This window comes from uncultured Nevskia sp. (genome assembly GCF_903885465.1).
Lineage (GTDB): Bacteria > Pseudomonadota > Gammaproteobacteria > Nevskiales > Nevskiaceae > Nevskia.
The window spans coordinates 1-20,235 of record NZ_CAISIQ010000212.1 but is presented as its reverse complement, the minus strand read 5'-3'; the positions used below and the strand labels follow the sequence as shown (position 1 = coordinate 20,235).

16 protein-coding genes and 1 tRNA gene are annotated in these 20,235 nt (G+C 63.7%); 11 read left to right on the top strand and 6 right to left on the bottom strand.

The features are described from left to right. The first annotated feature begins 3 nt into the window (after positions 1 to 3). Positions 4 to 975, top strand: coding sequence for an MBL fold metallo-hydrolase (locus QZY06_RS08045; protein WP_295682617.1), 972 nt, complete (start codon positions 4 to 6; stop codon positions 973 to 975). A 4-nt stretch (positions 976 to 979) separates the two neighbouring features. Here the strand turns inward: QZY06_RS08045 and QZY06_RS08040 are convergent, their stop codons facing one another. Further along, the gene (locus QZY06_RS08040) at positions 980 to 1,666 is read right to left on the bottom strand and encodes an HAD family hydrolase (RefSeq protein ID WP_295682615.1); all 687 of its coding nucleotides are present in this window, start codon (positions 1,664 to 1,666) and stop codon (positions 980 to 982) included. Between the two features lie 90 nt (positions 1,667 to 1,756). Between QZY06_RS08040 and QZY06_RS08035 the strand changes: the two genes are divergently transcribed. The 7 genes from QZY06_RS08035 (at position 1,757) to QZY06_RS08005 (ending at position 9,043) form a co-directional block, all read left to right on the top strand. Then, complete coding sequence (locus QZY06_RS08035; RefSeq protein WP_295682613.1) at positions 1,757 to 3,889, top strand: molybdopterin oxidoreductase family protein; 2,133 nt, start codon at positions 1,757 to 1,759, stop codon at positions 3,887 to 3,889. Between the two features lie 15 nt (positions 3,890 to 3,904). After that, on the top strand, positions 3,905 to 4,420 hold the full coding sequence (locus QZY06_RS08030) for a class IV adenylate cyclase (protein ID WP_295682611.1): 516 nt from the start codon (positions 3,905 to 3,907) through the stop codon (positions 4,418 to 4,420). Then, positions 4,417 to 5,460: an aminopeptidase gene (locus QZY06_RS08025; protein WP_295682608.1), complete on the top strand. Its 1,044-nt coding sequence runs from the start codon at positions 4,417 to 4,419 to the stop codon at positions 5,458 to 5,460. The genes QZY06_RS08030 and QZY06_RS08025 overlap by 4 nt, the downstream gene beginning before the upstream one ends. After that, positions 5,457 to 6,179 carry a 16S rRNA (uracil(1498)-N(3))-methyltransferase gene (locus QZY06_RS08020; protein WP_295682606.1) on the top strand — a complete coding sequence of 241 codons (723 nt, stop codon included), beginning with the start codon at positions 5,457 to 5,459 and terminating at the stop codon, positions 6,177 to 6,179. The genes QZY06_RS08025 and QZY06_RS08020 overlap by 4 nt, the downstream gene beginning before the upstream one ends. 62 nt (positions 6,180 to 6,241) lie before the next feature. Beyond that, on the top strand, positions 6,242 to 7,564 hold the full coding sequence (locus QZY06_RS08015; RefSeq protein ID WP_295682605.1) for a dihydroorotase: 1,323 nt from the start codon (positions 6,242 to 6,244) through the stop codon (positions 7,562 to 7,564). Positions 7,565 to 7,599: 35 nt separating this feature from the next. Further along, the gene (locus tag QZY06_RS08010) at positions 7,600 to 8,133 is read left to right on the top strand and encodes a DNA-3-methyladenine glycosylase I (RefSeq protein ID WP_295682603.1); all 534 of its coding nucleotides are present in this window, start codon (positions 7,600 to 7,602) and stop codon (positions 8,131 to 8,133) included. 7 nt (positions 8,134 to 8,140) lie between these two features. Beyond that, positions 8,141 to 9,043 (top strand): AEC family transporter, encoded by a 903-nt coding sequence (locus tag QZY06_RS08005; protein ID WP_295682599.1) that lies wholly within the window; start codon positions 8,141 to 8,143, stop codon positions 9,041 to 9,043. Positions 9,044 to 9,046: 3 nt separating this feature from the next. Here QZY06_RS08005 and QZY06_RS08000 read toward each other — a convergent pair whose 3' ends face one another. The 3 genes from QZY06_RS08000 to cysC all read right to left on the bottom strand — a co-directional run bounded on the left by QZY06_RS08000 (position 9,047) and on the right by cysC (position 12,834). Then, entirely contained in the window at positions 9,047 to 10,852 is a 1,806-nt protein-coding gene (locus tag QZY06_RS08000) for a creatininase family protein (RefSeq protein WP_295682596.1), read from the bottom strand. A gap of 136 nt (positions 10,853 to 10,988) precedes the next feature. After that, positions 10,989 to 12,188 carry a sulfate adenylyltransferase gene (gene sat / locus QZY06_RS07995; RefSeq protein ID WP_295682594.1) on the bottom strand — a complete coding sequence of 400 codons (1,200 nt, stop codon included), beginning with the start codon at positions 12,186 to 12,188 and terminating at the stop codon, positions 10,989 to 10,991. 28 nt (positions 12,189 to 12,216) lie between these two features. Then, complete coding sequence (cysC, locus tag QZY06_RS07990; RefSeq protein WP_295682592.1) at positions 12,217 to 12,834, bottom strand: adenylyl-sulfate kinase; 618 nt, start codon at positions 12,832 to 12,834, stop codon at positions 12,217 to 12,219. A 124-nt stretch (positions 12,835 to 12,958) separates the two neighbouring features. Between cysC and QZY06_RS07985 the strand changes: the two genes are divergently transcribed. Next, entirely contained in the window at positions 12,959 to 13,837 is an 879-nt protein-coding gene (locus QZY06_RS07985; protein ID WP_295682590.1) for a LysR family transcriptional regulator, read from the top strand. Positions 13,838 to 13,891: 54 nt separating this feature from the next. On the opposite strand, the gene QZY06_RS07980 is transcribed toward QZY06_RS07985, so the two are convergent. Both QZY06_RS07980 and QZY06_RS07975 read right to left on the bottom strand, forming a co-directional pair. Further along, positions 13,892 to 13,967, bottom strand: a tRNA-Thr gene (locus tag QZY06_RS07980). A gap of 143 nt (positions 13,968 to 14,110) precedes the next feature. After that, the gene (locus QZY06_RS07975; RefSeq protein WP_295682588.1) at positions 14,111 to 16,063 is read right to left on the bottom strand and encodes an AMP-binding protein; all 1,953 of its coding nucleotides are present in this window, start codon (positions 16,061 to 16,063) and stop codon (positions 14,111 to 14,113) included. 558 nt (positions 16,064 to 16,621) lie between these two features. Between QZY06_RS07975 and QZY06_RS07970 the strand changes: the two genes are divergently transcribed. After that, positions 16,622 to 19,156, top strand: coding sequence for a TonB-dependent receptor (locus QZY06_RS07970; protein WP_295682587.1), 2,535 nt, complete (start codon positions 16,622 to 16,624; stop codon positions 19,154 to 19,156). Between the two features lie 83 nt (positions 19,157 to 19,239). Then, positions 19,240 to 20,235 (top strand): outer membrane beta-barrel protein (locus QZY06_RS07965; RefSeq protein WP_295682585.1); only part of this gene is annotated, 996 nt, incomplete at its 3' end.

Genomic DNA, 20,235 nt, shown 5'->3' with positions numbered 1-20,235 from the left:
GCCATGTTCCCCGCCAAGCTTCCGGCTGTCATCGACTACCCCGACGGCATCAGCTGCATCGATACCGAGCAGCAGCGCACCGGCTTGGCCTGCTGCTATCTGATGCGCAGTGGCGACCAGTACGCGTTCATCGAATGCGGCACTTCGCTATCGGTGCCGGGCCTGAAGGCGGTGCTTGCCGAGCGCGGCATCGGGCTCGATCAGATCGCCTATGTGATCCCGACCCACGTGCATCTCGATCACGCCGGTGGTGTTGGCCTGTTGATGAAGGACTGCCCGAACGCGAAGCTGGTGGTGCATCCGCGCGGTGCCCGGCATTTGATCGATCCTTCGGCGCTGATCGCGGGTGCGACGGCGGTCTACGGCCCCGAGAACATGGCGACGATGTATGGCGAAATCCTGCCGGTGGCCGAGGATCGCGTGATCGTTGCCGATGACAACTACGTGCTCGATTTCAACGGCCGCAAACTGAGCTTCATCGACTCGCCCGGTCATGCCCGCCATCATTTCTCGATCTGGGATGTCCAGAGCGGCGGCTGGTTCACTGGCGATACCTTCGGCCTGTCGTACCGCTTGTTCGATGGCCCGAACGGTCCTTTCCTGATGCCGACGACGACGCCGGTGCAGTTCGAGCCGGAGGCCTGGTTGAAGACCCTCAGCCGCTATCTCGCAGCCGATCCGGCGTTCATGTTCCTGACCCACTACGGGCGTGTCGACAACGTCGCGCAACTGGCGGCGGATCTCGGCGGCGGCATCGCGATGTACCAGAGCATCGCCCTGCATCTGGCCGAAGTGCCGGACCGTCACGCCCGCATCTACGAAGCGCTGATGCTCTACTCGCTCGAAGAACTGGCGGCGAATGCCTCGCCGGTGACCGACGAAGTAGCCCGCGAATGGCTGGCTTTCGACATCGAACTGAACACCCAAGGGCTGGAAGTCTGGCTCGACAAGCAGAAGGCCAAGCCGGCGGCCTGAGTCGCTAGCGCTGCAGCAGTCGCTCGACCAGTTCGGCAAATGATTCCGCTTCGATTTCGGGCGCGTGCTCGTCATGCGCCCAGGGCAAGCCTTCGACGTTGATCCAGGCGGCACGCAGTCCGGCGCGGCGGGCGCCGAGTACATCGGTGTGCGGATCGTCGCCGACATGCAATACCTCGCCGGCATCGATACCCAGCCGTTCGCAGGCGGCGAGAAAGATGCCCGGGTCCGGCTTCGCAGCACCGTGTTCGCCGGCCGACAGCGAAAAACGGAAATGCTGGTCCAGACCGATCCGCGCAAGATCGGCATTGCCGTTGGAAACGGCGGCCAGCGGATAGCGCGCGGCCAATTTTTCCAGCGCGGCGAGTGCGCCCGGATACAGGGTCACTCGCTGGCGCTCGGCGATGAACACCTCGTAGACCTCGGCCGCGCGGCGGTCATCGAGGCCGCAGTCGGCGAGCATCTGCCGGAACATCTCGCGACGCAGGAAGCCGAGGTCATGGCGCTGATCGGGAAACGCGGCGACGACGCGGTTACGCAGCAGCAGCCGGCCGCCTTCGTTCCAGGCTTCTAGCACCACCGGTGCATGCTCGGCGAACCAGGCGTTGGCGGCTACTTCTGCGGCCTGGATGGTCGGCGCGATCGGCCACAGCGTGTCGTCGAGATCAAGCGTCAGGGCCTTGAACGACATCGGAATTCAGCCTTTGAAAGCGGGGCAGAAGTATATCGAGCGGATTGCGCTAAGTTAGCCGCAGCCAAACAAGCAGAGAGCACAACCAAGATGCCAGCCGATGCAGCCAGCGACGTTCGCATTCATCACCGCGCCTGCAATCTCTGCGAAGCGATCTGCGGCTTGGAAATCCGGGTTGCCGGCGACGAAATCCTGTCGATCCGCCCCGACGATGCCGACCCGCTGTCGCTCGGTCACATCTGCCCGAAAGCGGTCGCGCTGAAAGACCTGTACGAGGACGGTGATCGACTACGCAGACCGATACGGCGTACTGAATCCGGCTGGCAGGAAATGGCCTGGGAGGAGGCCTTCGATCTGGTGGCGGACCGCCTGTGCAGCATCGTCGAACAGCACGGTGGCGATGCCGTCGCCAACTATCTCGGCAACCCCACCGTGCACAACTACGGCGGCCTGACTCATGGCCCGCGCTTCCTCGGCACAATCAAGACGAAGAACCGTTTCTCGGCGACTTCAGTCGACCAGCTCCCGCACCAGCTGCTCGCCTACTGGATGTACGGGCATCAGCTGCTGGTACCGATCGCCGATATCGATCGCACCGATTACCTGCTGATACTCGGCGCCAATCCGATGGCGTCCAACGGCAGCCTGATGACGGTGCCAGCGTTCCCGAAACGCCTGAAAGCGCTGCAGGCGCGCGGCGGTCGCATGGTGGTGCTCGATCCGCGCCGCTCGGAAACCGCCGAGGTTGCCGACGAGCATCTGTTCATTCGCCCGGGCACCGACGCCGCGTTTCTCGCCGGCCTGCTGAAAATCATCGACAACGAAAACCTCGGCCATCCGGGCAAGCTGGCCGCAATGGAGGACGGGCTGGAAGTGGCGCTGGCCGATATCGGCGCGCTCGATCTCGACAAGCTCGCGGCGCACTGCGGCATCAAGGTCGAGACCATCCAGCGCATCGCCAGAGAGTTCGCCGCCGCGCCGCGCGCTGCTGCCTATGGCCGCATGGGCGTGTCGACGCAGCAGCACGGCACCTTGTGCCAATGGCTGATCCAGCTGCTGAACATCGTTACCGGCAATCTCGACCGCGAGGGCGGGGCGATGTTCACGCGTCCGGCGGTCGATCTGGTTGACAACCCGACCTCGCGGCCCGGCAGCTTCGGCCGCTGGAAAAGCCGCGTGCGCGGCCTGCCGGAGTTCGGTGGCGAGTTGCCGGTTGCTGCACTTGCGGAAGAGATTCTCACCGCCGGCGAAGGACAAGTTCGTGCCTTGATCACGGTCGCCGGCAACCCGGTGCTGTCGACACCGAACGGCACCCAGCTCGATCGCGCGCTGGACTCGCTGGCGTTCATGGTCGCCGTCGATTTCTATCTGAACGAAACCACGCGTCACGCCGACGTGATCCTGCCGCCGACCTGCACGCTGGAGCACGATCATTACGATCTGATCTTCCACACGTTCGCGGTGCGCAACACCGCGCGCTACAGCGAAGCGCTGTTCGAGCGGCCGGCCGACGCGCGGCACGATTGGGAGATCTTCGAAGCGCTCGGCGATCGCATCGCCAAGCGGCTGGGAGCCAAGCGTGCGCCGCATCCACGGCCGGATCAGGTCATCGACATGGGGCTGCGTATCGGCCCGTACGGCGGCATGAAGAAACATCCACTGAATCTATCGCTGGCAGCACTGAAAGCAGCGCCGCATGGCGTCGATCTCGGTGCGCTGGAGCCCTGTCTGCCGGAGCGGCTGGCGAACCCGGGCAAGTTCATCCTCTGCGCGCCGCCGGAAATGATCGCTGCACTCGCGGTATTCGCTTCCGAGCTGGACGATGCCCAGCCCGCTGCGCTGTCGCTGATCGGCCGTCGCCATGTGCGCAGCAACAACTCATGGATGCACAACTCGCAGCGGCTGGTGAAAGGGCCGGTGCGCAACCACCTGCTGATGCACCCGGACGATCTCGCCGCCCATGGCCTGGCCGATGGCGCGATGGTGCGCGTGGCGTCGAGAGTCGGTGCTGTCGACGTGATCGTCGAAGCCAGCGATTCGATGCTGCCGGGCGTGGTCAGCCTGCCGCATGGCTGGGGCCACGATCGCAGCGGCACGCGCATCGGCATTGCCGAAGCTCATGCTGGCGTCAGTCCGAACGATCTGACCGATGAGCTGCGGCTCGACGCGGTCTGCGGCAACGCCGCACTCAATGGCGTGCCGGTCACGGTGGTCGCCGCCTGAACAACTGAAGCGCGGATGTTCAATCTAGAAGCGAAATTCCGGCTGCCGGACCACGCCGCGGCACAAGCAGCTGCCATCGCGATCGGCTACCAGCCGGAAGCCGTGCTCACGCAGCGCGATACCTTTTTCGTCGTCGCCAGCGGCAAGCTCAAGCTGCGCGAGGAAGCGCGGGATGGTGCACGGCATGCCTACCTGATCGGCTACGGACGGGTCGAGCGCGAGGGCTTGCAGCTCAGCGAGTACCGGATGGTGCCGGTGCCCGATCCGGAGGCGATGCGCAGCCTGCTCGCCGGCACGCTCGGCGTGCTGGCCATCGTCGCCAAGCGCCGCAGCTTGCTGCTGTGCCGCAACGTGCGCCTGCATCTCGATGAAGTCGACGGCCTCGGCACGTATGGCGAGATCGAAGCCGTGGTGCCAGAAGGCGCTGATCCGGAAGCCGAGCGTGCGTTCGTCGACGCCACGCTGGCGGCGCTCGGTGTGTCGCGCGAGCAGCTGATCGAAGGCTCGTACTTCGAGCTGGCGCGCGCATGAGGCGGTGCCTGCTGCTGATCGCCAGCGTGCTGCTGTCCGGCTGCTCGACGCTGGATTACTACGCCCATATGGCCAAAGGCCAGTTCGAGCTGCTGCGCAGCCGGCAGCCGATCGCCAAGCTGATCGCCGATCCGGCGACCGACGACAAGCTCAAGGCCAAGCTCAAGCTGGCGCTGGAAGCGCGCGCCTTCGCCTCCGACACGCTCGGCCTGCCGCGCAATGGCAGCTACACGAGCTACGCCGATCTCGGCCGTCCCTGGGTGCTGCAGAACCTGTTCGCGACGCCGGAGTTTTCGCTGGACGCCGTCGAGCACTGCTTCCCGGTCGCCGGCTGCGTCGCCTATCGCGGCTACTACGACGAGGTTCGTCTGAAAGCCGAAGCCGAGCGGCTGAAGGCGCAGGGCAACGAGGTCTACATCGGTCAGGTGCCGGCTTATTCCACACTGGGCTGGTTCGACGATCCGGTACTCAACACCATGCTCCGCTGGGACGATGACGATCTCGCCGGCACTGTCTTTCACGAGCTGGCGCACCAGCAGTTGTATCTGCAAGGTGACACCCGCTTCAACGAATCCTTCGCCAGCTTCGTCGAGCAGCAGGGGCTGCGTCAGTGGCGCGCGGCGCGTCATCAAGCGGCTGAAAGCAGCATTCGCAGCGAACGGGCTGATCAGTTCGCGGCCCTGATCCTCGCCACGCGCGAGCGCTTGCAGAAGCTTTACGCGAGCGGCATCGTCGAAGCCGAGATGCGCAGCGCGAAGCAGGCCGAGTTCGAGCGCCTGCGTGCCGACTACCGCCAGCTGCGTGATGGCCCCTGGCAGAGTTATGCCGGTTACGACGGCTGGATCGATGGCGAATTGAACAACGCCAAGCTGCTGCCGTTCGGGCTCTACCATCAGTGGCTGCCGGGCTTCGCGAAGCTGTTCGAGGAAGCCGGCGGCGACTGGCCGCGTTTCTACGCGGCGGCGAAAAAGCTGGCCGATGGCGAGCCGGCGCAGCGAGCCGCCACACTTGAAGTCCCTGACCCATCCGCGACGCCATGACCCGCATCCACATTCCCGTGCCGCTGACCGTCGGCGCCAGCCTCGATCTGCCCGATGACGCGGCACGCCACGTCGCCCAGGTGCTGCGCATGAAGATCGGCGAGCCGCTGACACTGTTCAACGGTGACAGCGGCGAATACGCGGCGACGATCACGGCCACCGGCCGGCGCGATGTCTCGGTCAGCGTCGACCGCTTCGAGCCGGTTGATCGCGAATCGCGGCTCGACATCACGCTGGCGCAGTGCGTGTCGAAAGGCGAGCGCATGGACTACACGGTGCAGAAGGCGGTCGAGCTGGGCGTCACCCGCATCCTGCCGCTGCTATCCGAGCGCAGCGTGGTCAAGCTCGACGCCGAGCGCTGGGACAAGAAGCTGGAGCACTGGCGCGGCATCGCCGTCTCGGCCTGCGAGCAGAGCGGCCGCACCCGGCTGCCGGAAGTGCTGCCGGTGCAGAAGCTCGAGGCCTGGCTGGCGAGCAGCGATCAGGCACTGCGCCTGGTGCTCGCGCCGACCGAGTCAGTGTCGCTGCGCAGTTTGCCGGCAGCCACGAAGATCGCGCTGCTGATCGGCCCGGAAGGCGGGCTGTCGGATAACGAAATCGCCGCTGCGCGCCGCGCCGGCTGCGTCGGCATCGGCCTTGGGCCGCGGGTGTTGCGGACCGAGACGGCGGGCGTCGCGGCGCTGGCCGCGCTGCAGCTGCTCTGGGGCGATTTGGGCTGATTCAAGTTCCGATGCGAGCCTGAGGCGCATAATTGCGTAGGTCCGAACCTCCGCAAACCGCCATGCTGATCACCAACGCCATCCTCATCAACGAAGGCCGCCGCTTCGAGGCGGATCTGCTGATTCGCGGCGAGCGCATCGAAAAGATCGCGCCGAAGATCACGGCTCCGGCCGGCGTCGAAGTGTTCGATGCCAAAGGCCGCCTGCTGCTGCCTGGCCTGATCGACGACCAAGTCCATTTCCGCGAGCCGGGTCTGACCACGAAGGGCGATCTGGCCAGCGAATCGGCCGCTGCCGTCGCCGGTGGCGTGACCAGCTTCATGGACATGCCGAACGTCAATCCGCAGACGATCACTCGCGCCGCACTCGCCGACAAATACCGCATCGCCGCCGGCCGCACCTTCGCGAACCACGCGTTCTACATGGGCACCACCAACGACAATCTGAGCGAGCTGGAAGCGCTGCAGAAGGGCGAGGCCTGCGCGATCAAGATCTTCATGGGGGCATCCACAGGCAACATGCTGGTCGACAACCCGGACACGCTCGACAAGATCTTCCAGCGCGCGCCGGTGATGATCGTCACCCATTGCGAAGACACGCCGATGATCAAGATCGCCGAGGACGCGGCGCGCGAGAAGTACGGCGAGGACGTGCCGTTCTCCGAGCATCCGTACATCCGCTCGGCGGCGGCCTGCTACAAGTCCACCGAGCTGGCCGTCGGCCTGTCGGACAAGCACGGTACCCGGCTGCATGTGCTGCACATGACGTCGGCGAGCGAGCTGCACTTCTTTGCCAAGGGCGATGCGCGGACCAAGCGGATCAGTGTCGAGGCCTGCGTCCATCACCTGTATTTCGACGAGTCCTGGTACGCGACCTTGGGCTCGAAGCTGAAGTGCAATCCGGCAGTGAAATCGGCGACCGATCGCGAAGCGCTGATCGCTGCCGTGCGCGATGGCGTCATCGACATCATCGCCACCGACCATGCGCCGCACACCGCTGCCGAGAAGGCCAACAGCTACTTCAAGGCGCCGAGCGGCCTGCCGCTGGTGCAGCACTCGCTGCTGGCGTTGATGGAACTGGTCGAGCGCGGCGAACTGCCGCTGGAGACCGTCGTGCAGCGCGCCTGCCATACGCCGGCCGAGCGCTTCGGCGTTGTCGATCGCGGCTATCTGCGCGAAGGTGGCTATGCCGATCTGGTGGTCGTCGATCCGAACGGCGTCACCGATGTGACTCCGGAAAGCCTGCGCTACAAGTGCGGCTGGTCGCCGTTCGACGGCCATCGCTTCAAGGCGCGCATCGACGCGACCTGGGTCAACGGCAAGCTGGTCTATCGCGATGGTGTGCTGCGTCCGCAGGCCTTCGGTCAACGGTTGCAGTTCGCGTGAGCGCGGCGTTGCCGCCCACGCCTTGCGCGTGGGCGATGAAGACGGCGGGCGAGCGCGCCTATCACGATGCTGAGTGGGGCCGCCCGGTTCATGACGACAAGCTGCTGTTCGAGTTCCTGATCCTCGAAGGCGCGCAGGCGGGCTTGAGCTGGTCGACGATCCTCGCCAAGCGCGACAGTTATCGCCGCGCTTTCCATGGCTTCGATGCGAAGAAGATCGCTGCCTATACCGATGCCGATCGCGAGCGCCTGATGGCCGACGCCGGCATCGTCCGCAACAAGCTCAAGATCAACGCGACCATCGGCAATGCGCAGGCTTACCTCAAGCTTTGCGAGGAGCACGGCAGTCTCGATGCCTGGCTGTGGAAGCATGTCGATGGCAAGCCGATCGTCAATCGCTGGACCGACATGAAGCAGGTGCCGGCGCGCACCGAGCTGAGCGACACGATCAGCAACGCGCTGCTCAAGCGCGGCTTCAAGTTCGTCGGCACGACGATCATCTACGCCTATCTGCAGGCAGTGGGCGTGGTCGACGATCACCTGATCGGCTGCCCGTCGAAATCAAACTGAGCTGGCGATGAGCGCAATCCTGCTGTTGGCCCTGTGTCTGGGCATCGGTCTTGCCATGGCGCGCGATCAGCGCCTGCCGCCGGGCGCGCCTCAGGCGCTGAATTTCTGGATCGTCAACGTCGCGCTGCCGGCGCTGATCCTGGTCGAGATTCCCAAGCTGCACTTCACGCGCGAACTGTTGTTCCCGGCGATAGCCCCCTGGTTCGTGTTCTTCGGCGCGATCGCGGTGTTCAGTTACACCGGCCGCCGCCGCAACTGGAGCCGTGGCACCACCGGCGCGATGATCCTCACCTGCGGCCTCGGCAACACGGCCTACATGGGCCTGGCGATGATCGAGGCGCTGCGCGGGCCGGAACTGGTCGGCGCGGCGGTGATCGCCGACCAGTTCGGTTCGTTCACGATGCTGTCGATCGGTGGCGTGATCGTCGCCGCCTATTTTTCCGGCGCGCAGCCGACGGCGGCGCAGATCGTCCGCCGGGTGTTCGGTTTCACACCGTTCCTGGCGCTGGTGATCGCGCTGGTGCTGTGGCCACTCGGCGGTCTGCCGGAAATCCTGCAGACCGTGCTGACCCGCATCGGCCAGACGCTGACGCCGCTGGCGCTGTTCTCGGTCGGCCTGCAGCTGAAGTTCCGCGGCATCGGCGAGAACCGCCTGACTCTGCTCGGCGGCCTCGGCTGGAAGATGCTGTTCGCGCCGCTGCTCGTCTGGGGCACGGCCCTGGCGCTGCGCCTCGATATCAACGGACCGATCGCGGTCGCCGGCATCCTGCAGTGCGCGATGCCGCCGATGGTCACCGCCGGCATCCTCGCCGAGCAGTACAAGCTCAATCCGAGCCTGGCGAATCTGGTGATCGGCATCGGCACGGTGCTGTCGCTGATCACGCTGCCGCTGGCGTCGATGCTGCTGTAGCGATTACTTCGTCGTGGCTTGAAGCTGCTGGACCGCCGCATCGATGCGCTGCTTGAGCAGACCGCGTCCCAGTTCTGCGCTCGCCTTGTCCGGCCGGCCGGACGAGCCCGGTCCCGGCGCGGTCTGATACGGCGCCCAGCTTTCAGGTGAAAGCAGCTTGGTGCGGATCAAGTCCGGCGCCACCGAAAGCAGCTCCGAGGTATCGACCAGCCCGGCGTGATCGCCGGCATCGGCTGGATCGGCACCGAGTGCCTTCAGGCGGTCGGCGAGCGAGGCGGGTGAGCCAGGATCGTAATAGCGGTTCAGGCTGATCAGCTGCACGCCGCGTGAAGCGAGCGTCGCATTCAGTCGCTTGACCAGCGCGTCCTGCACCGGCTGGCTGCCGCCGTGATCGCCGAGCAGCGCGATGCGCGTGAAGCCGGCGACGGCGAGGCTGCTCACCTCGTCTTCGAGCACCGCGTTCAGGGTCGACTCGCGCAGGCTGATCGTCCCCGGCCATTGCATGTGCGCACTACGTGGCGCAAAGCCGCCGGCTGGCGAGAACGGCACCAGTGGCGCGACCAGGGTATTGCCGGCTTCGATGGCGATCGCATCCGCGGCCGCGACGACGATGCGGTTGTGCTTGGCGAAGGCCATCGCCGGGCCGTTCTGCTCGATGCCGCCGATCGGCAGCAGCACCGTCGTCGCGCCGGCCTTGATCCGCGCGGCCAGCTCCGGCCAGGTCATGTCCTCGATGCGCATGCCGGCAGGCTCGGCCGCAGTCGCGTGCGGGATCGCCAGCATCAACAGGCTGGTCACAAGCAGCGCAGCCGTTGCCGCACGAGCCGGCCTGTTCAGCAGCTTCCAGGCAGCAACGAAAGGCTGGAACATCATCTGCCGCACCGAATGCCATTGCGGTTCGCTGCCATCGCCAAAGCCCATCGCCGTCACTTCGTTGTGCTTGGCCGGGATGTGCAGCGAGCCGTACCAGCGATCCCAGCAACCGAGCTCGAAGCCGCGGTTCTTGCCCCAGTGGCGTGGGTCGGCCGAGTGGTGGATCTGATGATGCGCCGGGCTGATCCACCAGCCGTCGAGCGGCCCGTAACGGAACCAGACCTGCCAGTGCTTGAGGTTGGCGATCAGGCCGGACAGGCCGATGACGAAATTCAGCCCCAGGAAGCTGAACGCGGTGACCGCGTCGGCATACAGGTACAGGAACAGGCCGGTGACTGGCGCGGTGGTCAGCGCTGGCACCGACAAGGTCACCAGCAGATCGACCGGATGGACGCGGAAGGCCGTCACCGGCGTCAGTACTTCGGCCGAGTGATGCACCTTGTGGAATTCCCAGAGCAGTTTCGATTCGTGCAGCAGGCTGTGGGCGATCCAGCGGCCGAGGTCGTAGGCGATGAAGAAAAGCACCGTGTAGGCGATGCGCGAAGCGAGACCGGCAGTCCAGGCCGGGCCGGTGCCGAGACCAAGCTGGAACAGATCGCGGGCGCGGTCCGCGCACCAGGCGGCCGACAGCAGCAGCGGCCCGATCAGCACCGTGAACACTACGGCGTTTACGAAGTAGTAGCGGTAATCGGCCCGTGCCGAATCATGCCACCACTGCGCGCGGCTGAAGTGCTTGGCAAAGAACTCCTGGATCGCACCGGGTGCGGCGCGCTCGAAGTAGCGCCAGCCGAGCCAGCCGAACAGCAGGCTGGTGAGCAGATACGGCAGATACAGCGGCGACTGCGGGTCGAACGGGAACAGCAACGCGCGCAAGAACGGCTTGCTGAACAAATTCAGCCATTCGACGAGTTGGGGTTGCAGTTCGCTGGCGGACATCGGGCGCGCTGGTGGGGAAACCAGACTCGATTATCACGCCGCAGCGGCAATGCGGTGCCGCGCGCCGATTGGCGGCGGCAGTCCGCTGCCGATCAGGATGCCGGAGGGCGCATGCGTGCCCTCCGGCGTTCCGGGTTCAGCCCTTGGCCGCAGCCCGATCGAGATCCTGGTAGTAGTCGGACAGGATCTTCGCCACTTCCGGACGCGAGAACTCCGGCGGCGGCGCAATGCCCTTGCCGAGCATCTCGCGGACCTTGGTGCCGGACAGGTTGATGAAGTCGTCCGGCGTGTGCTCCGGTGCTTCGCGCATCATCACCACCTGGTTGAGCTTCTTGCTCCAGGCGGTGTTGTCGGCGCCGAAGATCTCGATTTCCAGCGCGCCCTTGGGCACGCTTTCGAAGATCGTCTGCGCATCGAACGGGCCGTAATAGCTGCCGACACCGGCGTGGTCGCGGCCGACGATCAGGTAATTGGTGCCCATGTTCTGGCGGAAGATCGCGTGCAGTACGGCTTCGCGCGGGCCGGCGTAGAGCATGTCGAAACCGTAGCCGCAGACCATCACGGTGTTCGGCTCGAAGTACAGCTCGACCATCTTGCGGATGGCGGCGTCACGGACGTCGGCTGGAATGTCGCCGGCCTTCAGCTTGCCGAGCAGCATGTGGATGACGATGCCGTCGGCGTTCAGGCGCTCCTTGGCCATGCGGCACAGTTCTTCGTGCGCGCGGTGCATCGGGTTGCGGGTCTGGAAGGCGACGACCTTCTTCCAGCCGCGCTTGGTGATCTCGGCGCGGATTTCGACGGCAGTGCGGAAAGTGTCCGGGAACTCGGCCGGGAAGTAGCTGTAGTTCAGCACCTGGATGTTGCCGGACAGCAGCGTATTGCCCAGCGTGGTGAAGGTGCCGACACCCGGATGCTTGGGATCGAGCGTGCCGAAGATCTTCTCCGCCATCAGCGTGATCTGCTCGCTGCTGACCGTTTCGACGGCGGCGACGTCCATCACCGCCAGCACCGGATGACCGTCGACGTTCGGATCGCGCAGGGCAATGCGGCTGCCGGCCTTGATCGAGGTGTCGCTGGTGAGGTTGACGATCGGCACCGGCCAGAACAGGCCGGCGGTGGTCTTCATGTCCTTGGCGACGCTGAGTGCGTCGGCGAGGTTCATGTAGCCGCTCAGCGGGTTGAAGTAACCGGCGCCCATCATCACCGCGTTGGCGGCAGCGGCCGAGTTCAGCAGCAGCGAGGGCAGGGTTTCGGCTTCCTTGGCGAGCGCGGCGCGCTTGGCATCGTCAGCGACGTACAGCGGATTCAGTTCGGTGGAACCGTGCGGCTTGATCATGGCGTTCAACTCGTTGGAATAGGGACGTTCAGGCTTTGATGATGCCGCGCGCAGCGAGCAGGGCGAGGACGGCCTCGACTTCCTGCTGCAGGCTCATTTCGGCGGTGTGCAGCAGCAGCTCGGGGGCGACCGGCGCTTCGTAGGGATCGCTGATGCCGGTGAAGTTCTTGATCAGGCCGGCGCGGGCCTTCTTGTACAGGCCCTTGGGATCGCGCTTCTCGGCTTCTTCGAGAGGCACTTCGACATAGACCTCGATGAAGTCCATGCCGGCTTCGGCGTGCAGCGCACGCACCACGTCGCGATCGGCGCAATACGGCGAGACGAAGCTCGACAGCACGATCACGCCGGTATCGACGTACAGCTTGGCGATCTCGCCGATACGGCGGATGTTCTCGGCGCGGTCTTCGGCAGTGAAGCCGAGGTTCTTGTTGATGCCGAGGCGGATGTTGTCGCCATCCAGGCGATAAGCCAGATGACCGCGTTCGTGCAGCACCTTCTCGAGCGCGACAGCGATCGTGCTCTTGCCCGAGCCGGACAGGCCGGTGAACCAGATCGTGGCGCCTTTCTGGCCGAGCAGCTGGCCGCGTTCGGCACGCGTCACTTCGCCTTCATGCCAGGTCACGTTGGTTGCTTTCTGCTCGGTCATGCTCGGATCACTGAGGGATGGGGAAACGCGAGTGTAGGGATGACGGCCACATATAGATAATGGAAAATACGCATGTGATCGATCTCTATCGTTCATGTCAGCCGGGCCGCGCTCGGGGAGCCGCATGAATCTGAATCACCTGTCGATCTTTCAAGCGGTGGCCGGGGCGGACAGCATCAGCCGTGGTGCCGAACAGCTGCACATCAGCCAATCAGCAGTTTCCAAGCAGCTGGCCGACTTCGAGCAGGCGCTGGGTTTGAAGCTGTTCGACCGCCTGCCACGCGGTGTTCGGCTGACCGAGCCGGGGCGCCTGCTGCTCGGCTATGCCAACCGCCTGTTCGCGATCGAAGCGGAGGCCGAGCGGGCGCTGGTCGATCTGCGCCAACTGGTTCGCGGCCGGATCATCATCGGTGCCAGCCGCACCATCGGCAGCTATCTGCTGCCCGAGCGGCTGGCCGCGTTCCGTCGGCAGCATCCGGGTGTCGAGCTGGAGTTGCAGGTGGACAACACCAACACCATCGAACGGCGTCTGGTCGGCGGCGAAATCGACCTTGGCTTTACCGAAGGCGTGGTCAACGATGCGCAGCTCGATTACGCGATCTTCGCCCAGGACGAACTGGTGCTGATCGCCCATCCGGCACATGCCGCCGTGCTGCAGGCGCCGTTGTCGGTCAGCGATCTCGAAAGCTTTCCGATGCTGATGCACGAGATCGGCTCCGGCACTCGCGAGGTGACCGAAATTGCGCTCGCCAATCGCAAGATCCGCATCCGCCCGGCGATGACCCTGGCCAGCACCGAGGCAATCAAGCAGACGGTGGCAGCCGGCGCCGGCCTGGCGTTCCTTTCGGCACTGTCGATCCAGACCGAGCTGGATGCAGGACGTCTGGTCGTGGTGCCGGTCAAGGCCTTGCGGATCCGGCGGCCGCTGTATCAGGTGCGCTTGCGGACGGCTACGCCGGGTCCTTCGCTGCAGGCTTTTCTGGACGCGCTGAAGGCGCGCTGACGCCGGCGATTGCCAGGCTCGGGATCAGCTTCAGGACGCGGGGATCTGTTGAATTGGTGCCGGCGGCGGGATTCGAACTCGCGACCGCTCGATTACAAATCGAGTGCTCTACCAACTGAGCTACACCGGCCAAGTCAAACAGCGGCGAGATATTAACCCAATCGCAGCGCTTGCCGGCCGTCGATCGGGATGCCCGATGTTCATCGCACTAGCCCTGCACTGCCGACAGCAAAGGTCAGCAGGGCAGGGATGACGTCTGGATCGATGGGCTGCTCAGGCGGCAGCCGTCATCTCGATGACGGTCAGGAACTCGTAGTCGCGGAAGCGATGCTTGAGCTTGCTTTCGATATCGCCAAGGCGATCGGCGGCGACCTGGACCTTGATCTGCACGGCCGGGCGCTTGCCGGTTTCATCGATGCTGACTTCGCAGTGGCCGCAGCCATCGATGATCTTGGTCGATTCCTCGTTGGCGATCTGGCGCATGGTCAGCAGACGTAGCGCGGGCTTGTTGATCTTGCCGACCGCGGTCATCGGAATCTGCGTCAGCGCAATGATGTCGATCGGCACGGCGGCGCGTTCCTGCACCTTGTCCTTGCACAGCGCCAGCAGTTCTTCGCGCGAGGCGCTGTGGCCTTCCTTGAACTGCACGTAAGCGATCGGCATCTCGCCCTTGGACGAATCCGGACGGCCGACGGCGGCGGCGATCTGCACCGCCGGATGGCAGACCAGCACTTCCTCGATCATCTTCGGATCGATGTTGTGGCCGCCGCGGATGATCACGTCCTTGGCGCGGCCGAACAGCCAGATGAAGCCGTTGGCGTCGACGGTGCCGAGATCGCCGGTATTGGCCCAGCGCAAGCTGCCGGGCATGCCTTTGACGAAGAACTCGTCATCGAGGCTGGCATCGGCGTAGCCCGGCGTGACGTTCGGTCCGCCGATCACCAGCACGCCGCGTTCTCCGGGTTCGCAGATGCGGACCAGCTTGTTGTCGGCGTCGACTTCGATCGCCATCACCGGGTGCCAGGGCAGGCAGCGGCCGACCGAGCCGGCGACCGGTTCGCTGCCGTCGTCCAGATGCCCGGAGACCGCACCCTGGATTTCCGACATGCCCCACAGCTCGCGCAACCAGATGCCGAAGCGGGCGTGGAAGGCGCGCAGCAGTTCCACCGGAATGGTGCTGCCGCCGGCGTTGAAGCTCTTGATGCAATGACCTTCGGAAGAACTGTCCGGCAGCGCCAGGATCGCGGCTGCAGTGGCCGGCGTGGCGATCAGGCTGGATACGCGATGGCGACGGGCGATGTCCCAGAAGTTGCGAACCACGGCCTGGCTGCGGAAGCCGTCGGTGGTCAGGGTCAGCAGGGTCTGGCCGTAGAGGATGGCGCGCAGCGACAGGATCACGCCGCCGCCGACATGGAAGTTCGGCATCGCATGGCCGACCACGCCTTCCGAGCTTGGGTCAGCGAGCGCGCCCATGATCCAGGCGGCGAGCAACTGGCCGCGATGCGTCATGCGCACCAGCTTCGGTGCCGCTGTGGTGCCGCCAGTTGGCAGATAGACCGCTTCCGCATGCGGATCGCTCGGTGGCGTGAAGCCCAGGCCCGGTTCCTGCGCAGCGACGGTCGCCGAGAAATCATCAGCGGCATCGTCGCCATTGACGATCAGCACGCGCTTCAGCGTCGGCACCAGGCTCTTGATCTCGTCGAGACGATCCCAGGCGCCGGCGCCGTACCGCCGCGTGGTGGTGACCAGCACCGTGCTCTTCGCCGCATTCATGATCGACGCGATCTGGCGCGTCTCCAGATAAGGATTGATCGGATTGGAGATGCCGGCCGTGGCGCCGCCCCAGGCGGCGATCAGCGCTTCGGGAAGCATCGGCAGGATGATCGACACGCTGGCGCGCTCGCTGCCGGAGATGGCGCGGAACAGGCGGGCAGCCTTCTCGATCGAATCGATCAGCTCGCGGTAGCTGATTACGCGGGGCGCATCGGCGGCATCGGCTGAAGCTAGATGGATGATCGCCGCCTTGTCCGGCGTGCGTGCGGCCGACGCGCGAATGCAGTCATAGATCGAGATGCCCGGCAGCAGCAGCTCGGGCGCAATCGCTTCTACGGCGGCGATGTCGGCCGTGCTGCGCAGATGCACGCGTGCCAGTTGGCCGGCTTTCGGCGAGCAGCCTTCGATCCATAGCGGCTGACCGGCAGCGGTCATCGATTCAAGCGTGGTCATCTCTCTCTCCTTATTCATGTAGGCCCGCGTTGGTCGTCAAACCTTGTTTTTGCAAGGCTGCCAGTTGCCCGGAAGGACTGCGATCGGAAACGCGGATTTTTTTTGTGCAAAGCAGCAATTAATTATGCTTGCTTACTATCTTACAGCGCGACTAAACATGATTCATCCTGGACCGCATACAACAAGGTAGTGGGTTGCGCTCAGTTCGGGGGGCGACGCGGCCAATTGAAGAAAGCACTTAAAAATATGCTTGATTCAGTGAATCCAGACGATGTTGACGGACGTACAAGCCATGTCAAAGTAATGAATGGCATTTACTGAAAAAGGGTAGACGAAGATAAAACGCTGAATTTCCGATTCAGTTGTTGCATGGCCAATTTTAATAAAGTACGATGCCATACGAGTTTGAGAAGGCGCTCGAAAGCGCATGCCAGACCGAGTGGTTTGTAGGGAACCGGCGCAAGCCGGCGAGGCAGACCAGGCGGTACGCAGGCAGCGACTCGAAAGAGATCGCGCCGCTCAATAACAAAAGTCAGTCAAGTGCGGAGGGGGGTGCAAGTGAACGAAAGTATGCTTCGGCGTCTGGGATGGGCGGTGCTGGTCAATTCCGCGCTCATGGGACAGGCCGCTGCTCAAGGCGACAGTGATCTCGATGCGATTCTCGGTCCGTCCGAGTCGCCGACGGAGTCAACACCTCCTGCCAGTGCACCGGCCTCGGCCGAAGCCGCACCGGCACCGGTTGCCAGCGAGCCAGCTCCTGCCGCAACTGCGCCGGAAGCTGCTGCTGCCCAGCCTGCTGCTGCAGAAGCCGTGGCTCCTGAGGCCGCAGCGTCGGGCCCACGCACCGTCAAGAATCGTCTGACCGAAGAGATCGTCGTCACTGCTGAAAAGCGTGAAGAGAATCTTCAGGAAGTGCCGACGTCCGTCTCGGCATTCAGTGGTGCGGCACTCGACGCCAAGGGCGTCGCCGACATCAAGGATCTTCAGCTGATCACGCCGGGTCTGCAGTACGACTCGATGGCCAGCTACTCGATCATCTTCATTCGCGGTATCGGTGGCGACGCCTTCCAGGCCGGCGTCGATTCCTCGGTTGCCACCTATATCGACGGCCTCTATCTGCCGTTCACGTTCTCGGCCGCTCAGGCGCTCGGCGACGTCAAGCAGATCGAAGTGCTGAAGGGTCCGCAGGGTTCCCTGTATGGCCGCAACGCCATTGCCGGCGCGATCACGATCAAGCTGAAAGAGCCGACCAAGGATTTCGCAGCCAGCGTGCTGGCGCAGTACGGCAACTACAACGACGCGAAGACCAAGGTTTCGGTCTCCGGTCCGGTGCCGTTCACCGATCAGACGCTGCTCTATAGCGCCTCGTTCGTGTACCAGAATCGCGATTCCTACACCACGAACTTCTATGATCCGAAGGAGCCGGACTACCACTCCTATCGCAACCGCGGCTATCGCGGCGCGCTGCAGTGGGATCCGATCGACGACATGCAGTTTGGCGTCGCGTTCTACGATCTGAAGTCCCAGGATCCGGATTCGGTTGCCACCAATCTGTTGACCGTCGCGCCGCTGTTCAAGGCAGTGCTGACGCCGAACACGGAAAAGAACAAGAGCGGCAACGTCAGCAGCATCGGCGTGTTCGCCCGTACCCGCATCTTCTCGGCCTATGCCGAAAACAAGATGTCGGACTACTTCGATGCCAAGCTGATCTACGGCAAGACCGCTGCAAACAGCACCATCCTGTTCGACTATGACTCGGCACCGGAACCGGTGCTCGACATCAGTGCCGTTCCGAACCGCGCCAACTCCGAATCGTTCGAGCTGATCTTCACCTCGAGCGCGGAAGCGACGCCGGATTGGCTCGAGTATGTCGGCGGTTTCTATTATGAAAGCACCAAGAAGACCGGCCGTTACCCGGCAACGGTCGATCCGCTGGCCTATGGCCTGAACATCGCCGGCTCAGCAGTGCTGGGTGGTCCACCGGTGCTTTGCCAGATCTACGCCAACATCGGCGGCGATTGCAGTGCCAACGCGGATACCAACAAGAACATCCTGGTCAACGTTCCGATCTACGGTGGTGTTGCCAACAAGGCCAAGTCGTTCTACGGCCAGCTGACGTTCCATATCACCGAGAAGTTCTCGGTGGTTGCCGGAGGTCGTGCTTCCCGTGAAGACACCAAGCTGCTGTTTGCCGGTGTCGGCGTCAAGCTGGTCATTCCGCAGCTGGGCGGTGGTGTGCTGACCACGCCGCAGCTGAACGCAATCCAGTACGCCCCGCAGCAGAAGACGTTCCAGAGCTTCACGCCGACGGTGGGTCTGAACTACAAGCTGACCGACGACGTCCTGCTCTATTACAAGTATTCGGAAGCCTTCAAATCGGGCAACTATAACGGCCTGAACATCAACAACCCGCCGACGCGCGTCGAGCCTGAACTGGCGTCGAGCAACGAACTGGGCTTCAAGTCGTCGCTGCTGGAAGATCGCTCGCTCAAGCTCAACGGTGCAGCGTTCCTCACCACGATCAGCAATGCGCAGCTGCAGACGCTGTCTCTGACCAGCGGTGGCGTGACCAAGCTGCAGAACGCCGGTTCGTACTCGGTCTACGGTGCGGAAGGCGAAGTCAACTGGTTTGTCACCGATGCGCTGGTGCTCGGCCTGACCGGTGTGTATCTGAAGGGTACCTACAACAACTTCACTGGCCAGGGCTTCAACGATCTGTACCTGAATCAGAACAACATCGACTTCAGCGGCAAGACCACGGTCCGTACGCCGAAGTTCACCGGTACTGCTTCCGCCAACTACACCTTCCCGTTCTTCTTCGGACTGGATGCTGAACTGGCTGGTGACGTGTACTACACCTCGGGCTTCTACTACACCGCCAACAACTCTCTCGAGCAGCCGTCGTACTACCTGCTGAATGCGCGCTTCGGTGTCTATGACCCGCGCTCGCGCGTTCGTGTGACCTTGTACGGCAAGAACCTGAACGACGACACGTATTACACCAACGCCTATCGCCAGGATTTCGGCGACACAGTGATCTGGGCCAATCCGCGTACGTACGGCGTGACCGTGTCGTGGGAATACGGCAGCTAAGACGACTGGACTCAAGAACAGTTGCTTAACTGCCAATAATCAAGTTGGGGAGAATTAAAATGAATCGCCCAGGAACCGGTCTCTTGAAGATCGTTGCGGTAATCGGAACATCGATCGTTTCAGCAGCTGCTTCTGCTTATGACGGTCCTTATGTAGGTATGCAGTTCGGCATCAACAAGGCTGATGACATCAGCTTTGATCTGGCCGGTACCCGGACCCTCCTCACTCAGCCGCCCGTCATCGTGGAGTTGCCGCAGATCCAGAACAGCGGCCCTGCCGGTGACTACGGATTCGAGAAGAACGTGCTCGGCCAGTTCGTGGTCGGCTACAAGTTTCCGATCGGCATCCGTCCGGAATTCGAACTGTCGCTGCGTCGCGAGCGTGCCAATTCGATCACCAACCCGGATGGCAGCATGCCGGACCCGAAGGGCACGCGTCTGACGACGGTGTCGGGCTTTGCGAACCTCTGGTACGACTTCTTTCCGTCCTGGCGGATCCACCCGTACATCGGTGGCGGCGGCGGCATCAATCGTTTCATTCTGAATAACGCACAGACCAACGCGCTTCAGGTGTTGCTGGCCAACAACAACGGCGACCTCGGTGCAAACCCCGAATCGCGGAAAGCGGACGATGCCCGGTTTGGCTATCAGTTCGGTGGCGGTATCCAGGTTGACGTGTTCAAGGGCATGACCCTCGGCATCGACTACCGCAACATGCGTTCGGCGAAGGCTGATTTCTATCCCTATGTGGACCAGCCGCAGACCTATCTACGTGGACGCTACAAGACGGAATCGCTGACCTTCTCGGTCAAGTACTACTTCGTGCAGCCGCCGCCGCCGCCTGCGCCGCCGGTCGCCGAGCCGGAGCCAGCCGTGGTTCCAGTCGCTGCGCCTGTTGATACGGACGGTGACGGCGTGGTTGACGGAGTGGACCAGTGCCCTGATTCGCCGCCGGGCAGCGTGGTGGACGAAACGGGTTGCCCGCCGCCGCCACCGGCGCCGGTCTGCAAGACGCCGGGTCCTGGCGAGAAGATCTCGCTGGCGGGTTGCGGAACGGGTGACAACATCGTGCTGAAGGGT

Excerpts from the sequence above, each read along its gene's own strand:
- QZY06_RS08045 (WP_295682617.1), top strand. The coding sequence starts at position 4 with ATGTTCCCCGCCAAGCTTCCGGCTGTCATCGACTACCCCGACGGCATC.
- QZY06_RS08040 (WP_295682615.1), bottom strand. The coding sequence starts at position 1,666 with ATGTCGTTCAAGGCCCTGACGCTTGATCTCGACGACACGCTGTGGCCG.
- QZY06_RS08035 (WP_295682613.1), top strand. The coding sequence starts at position 1,757 with ATGCCAGCCGATGCAGCCAGCGACGTTCGCATTCATCACCGCGCCTGC.
- QZY06_RS08030 (WP_295682611.1), top strand. The coding sequence starts at position 3,905 with ATGTTCAATCTAGAAGCGAAATTCCGGCTGCCGGACCACGCCGCGGCA.
- QZY06_RS08025 (WP_295682608.1), top strand. The coding sequence starts at position 4,417 with ATGAGGCGGTGCCTGCTGCTGATCGCCAGCGTGCTGCTGTCCGGCTGC.
- QZY06_RS08020 (WP_295682606.1), top strand. The coding sequence starts at position 5,457 with ATGACCCGCATCCACATTCCCGTGCCGCTGACCGTCGGCGCCAGCCTC.
- QZY06_RS08015 (WP_295682605.1), top strand. The coding sequence starts at position 6,242 with ATGCTGATCACCAACGCCATCCTCATCAACGAAGGCCGCCGCTTCGAG.
- QZY06_RS08010 (WP_295682603.1), top strand. The coding sequence starts at position 7,600 with ATGAAGACGGCGGGCGAGCGCGCCTATCACGATGCTGAGTGGGGCCGC.
- QZY06_RS08005 (WP_295682599.1), top strand. The coding sequence starts at position 8,141 with ATGAGCGCAATCCTGCTGTTGGCCCTGTGTCTGGGCATCGGTCTTGCC.
- QZY06_RS08000 (WP_295682596.1), bottom strand. The coding sequence starts at position 10,852 with ATGTCCGCCAGCGAACTGCAACCCCAACTCGTCGAATGGCTGAATTTG.
- sat (WP_295682594.1), bottom strand. The coding sequence starts at position 12,188 with ATGATCAAGCCGCACGGTTCCACCGAACTGAATCCGCTGTACGTCGCT.
- cysC (WP_295682592.1), bottom strand. The coding sequence starts at position 12,834 with ATGACCGAGCAGAAAGCAACCAACGTGACCTGGCATGAAGGCGAAGTG.
- QZY06_RS07985 (WP_295682590.1), top strand. The coding sequence starts at position 12,959 with ATGAATCTGAATCACCTGTCGATCTTTCAAGCGGTGGCCGGGGCGGAC.
- QZY06_RS07975 (WP_295682588.1), bottom strand. The coding sequence starts at position 16,063 with ATGACCACGCTTGAATCGATGACCGCTGCCGGTCAGCCGCTATGGATC.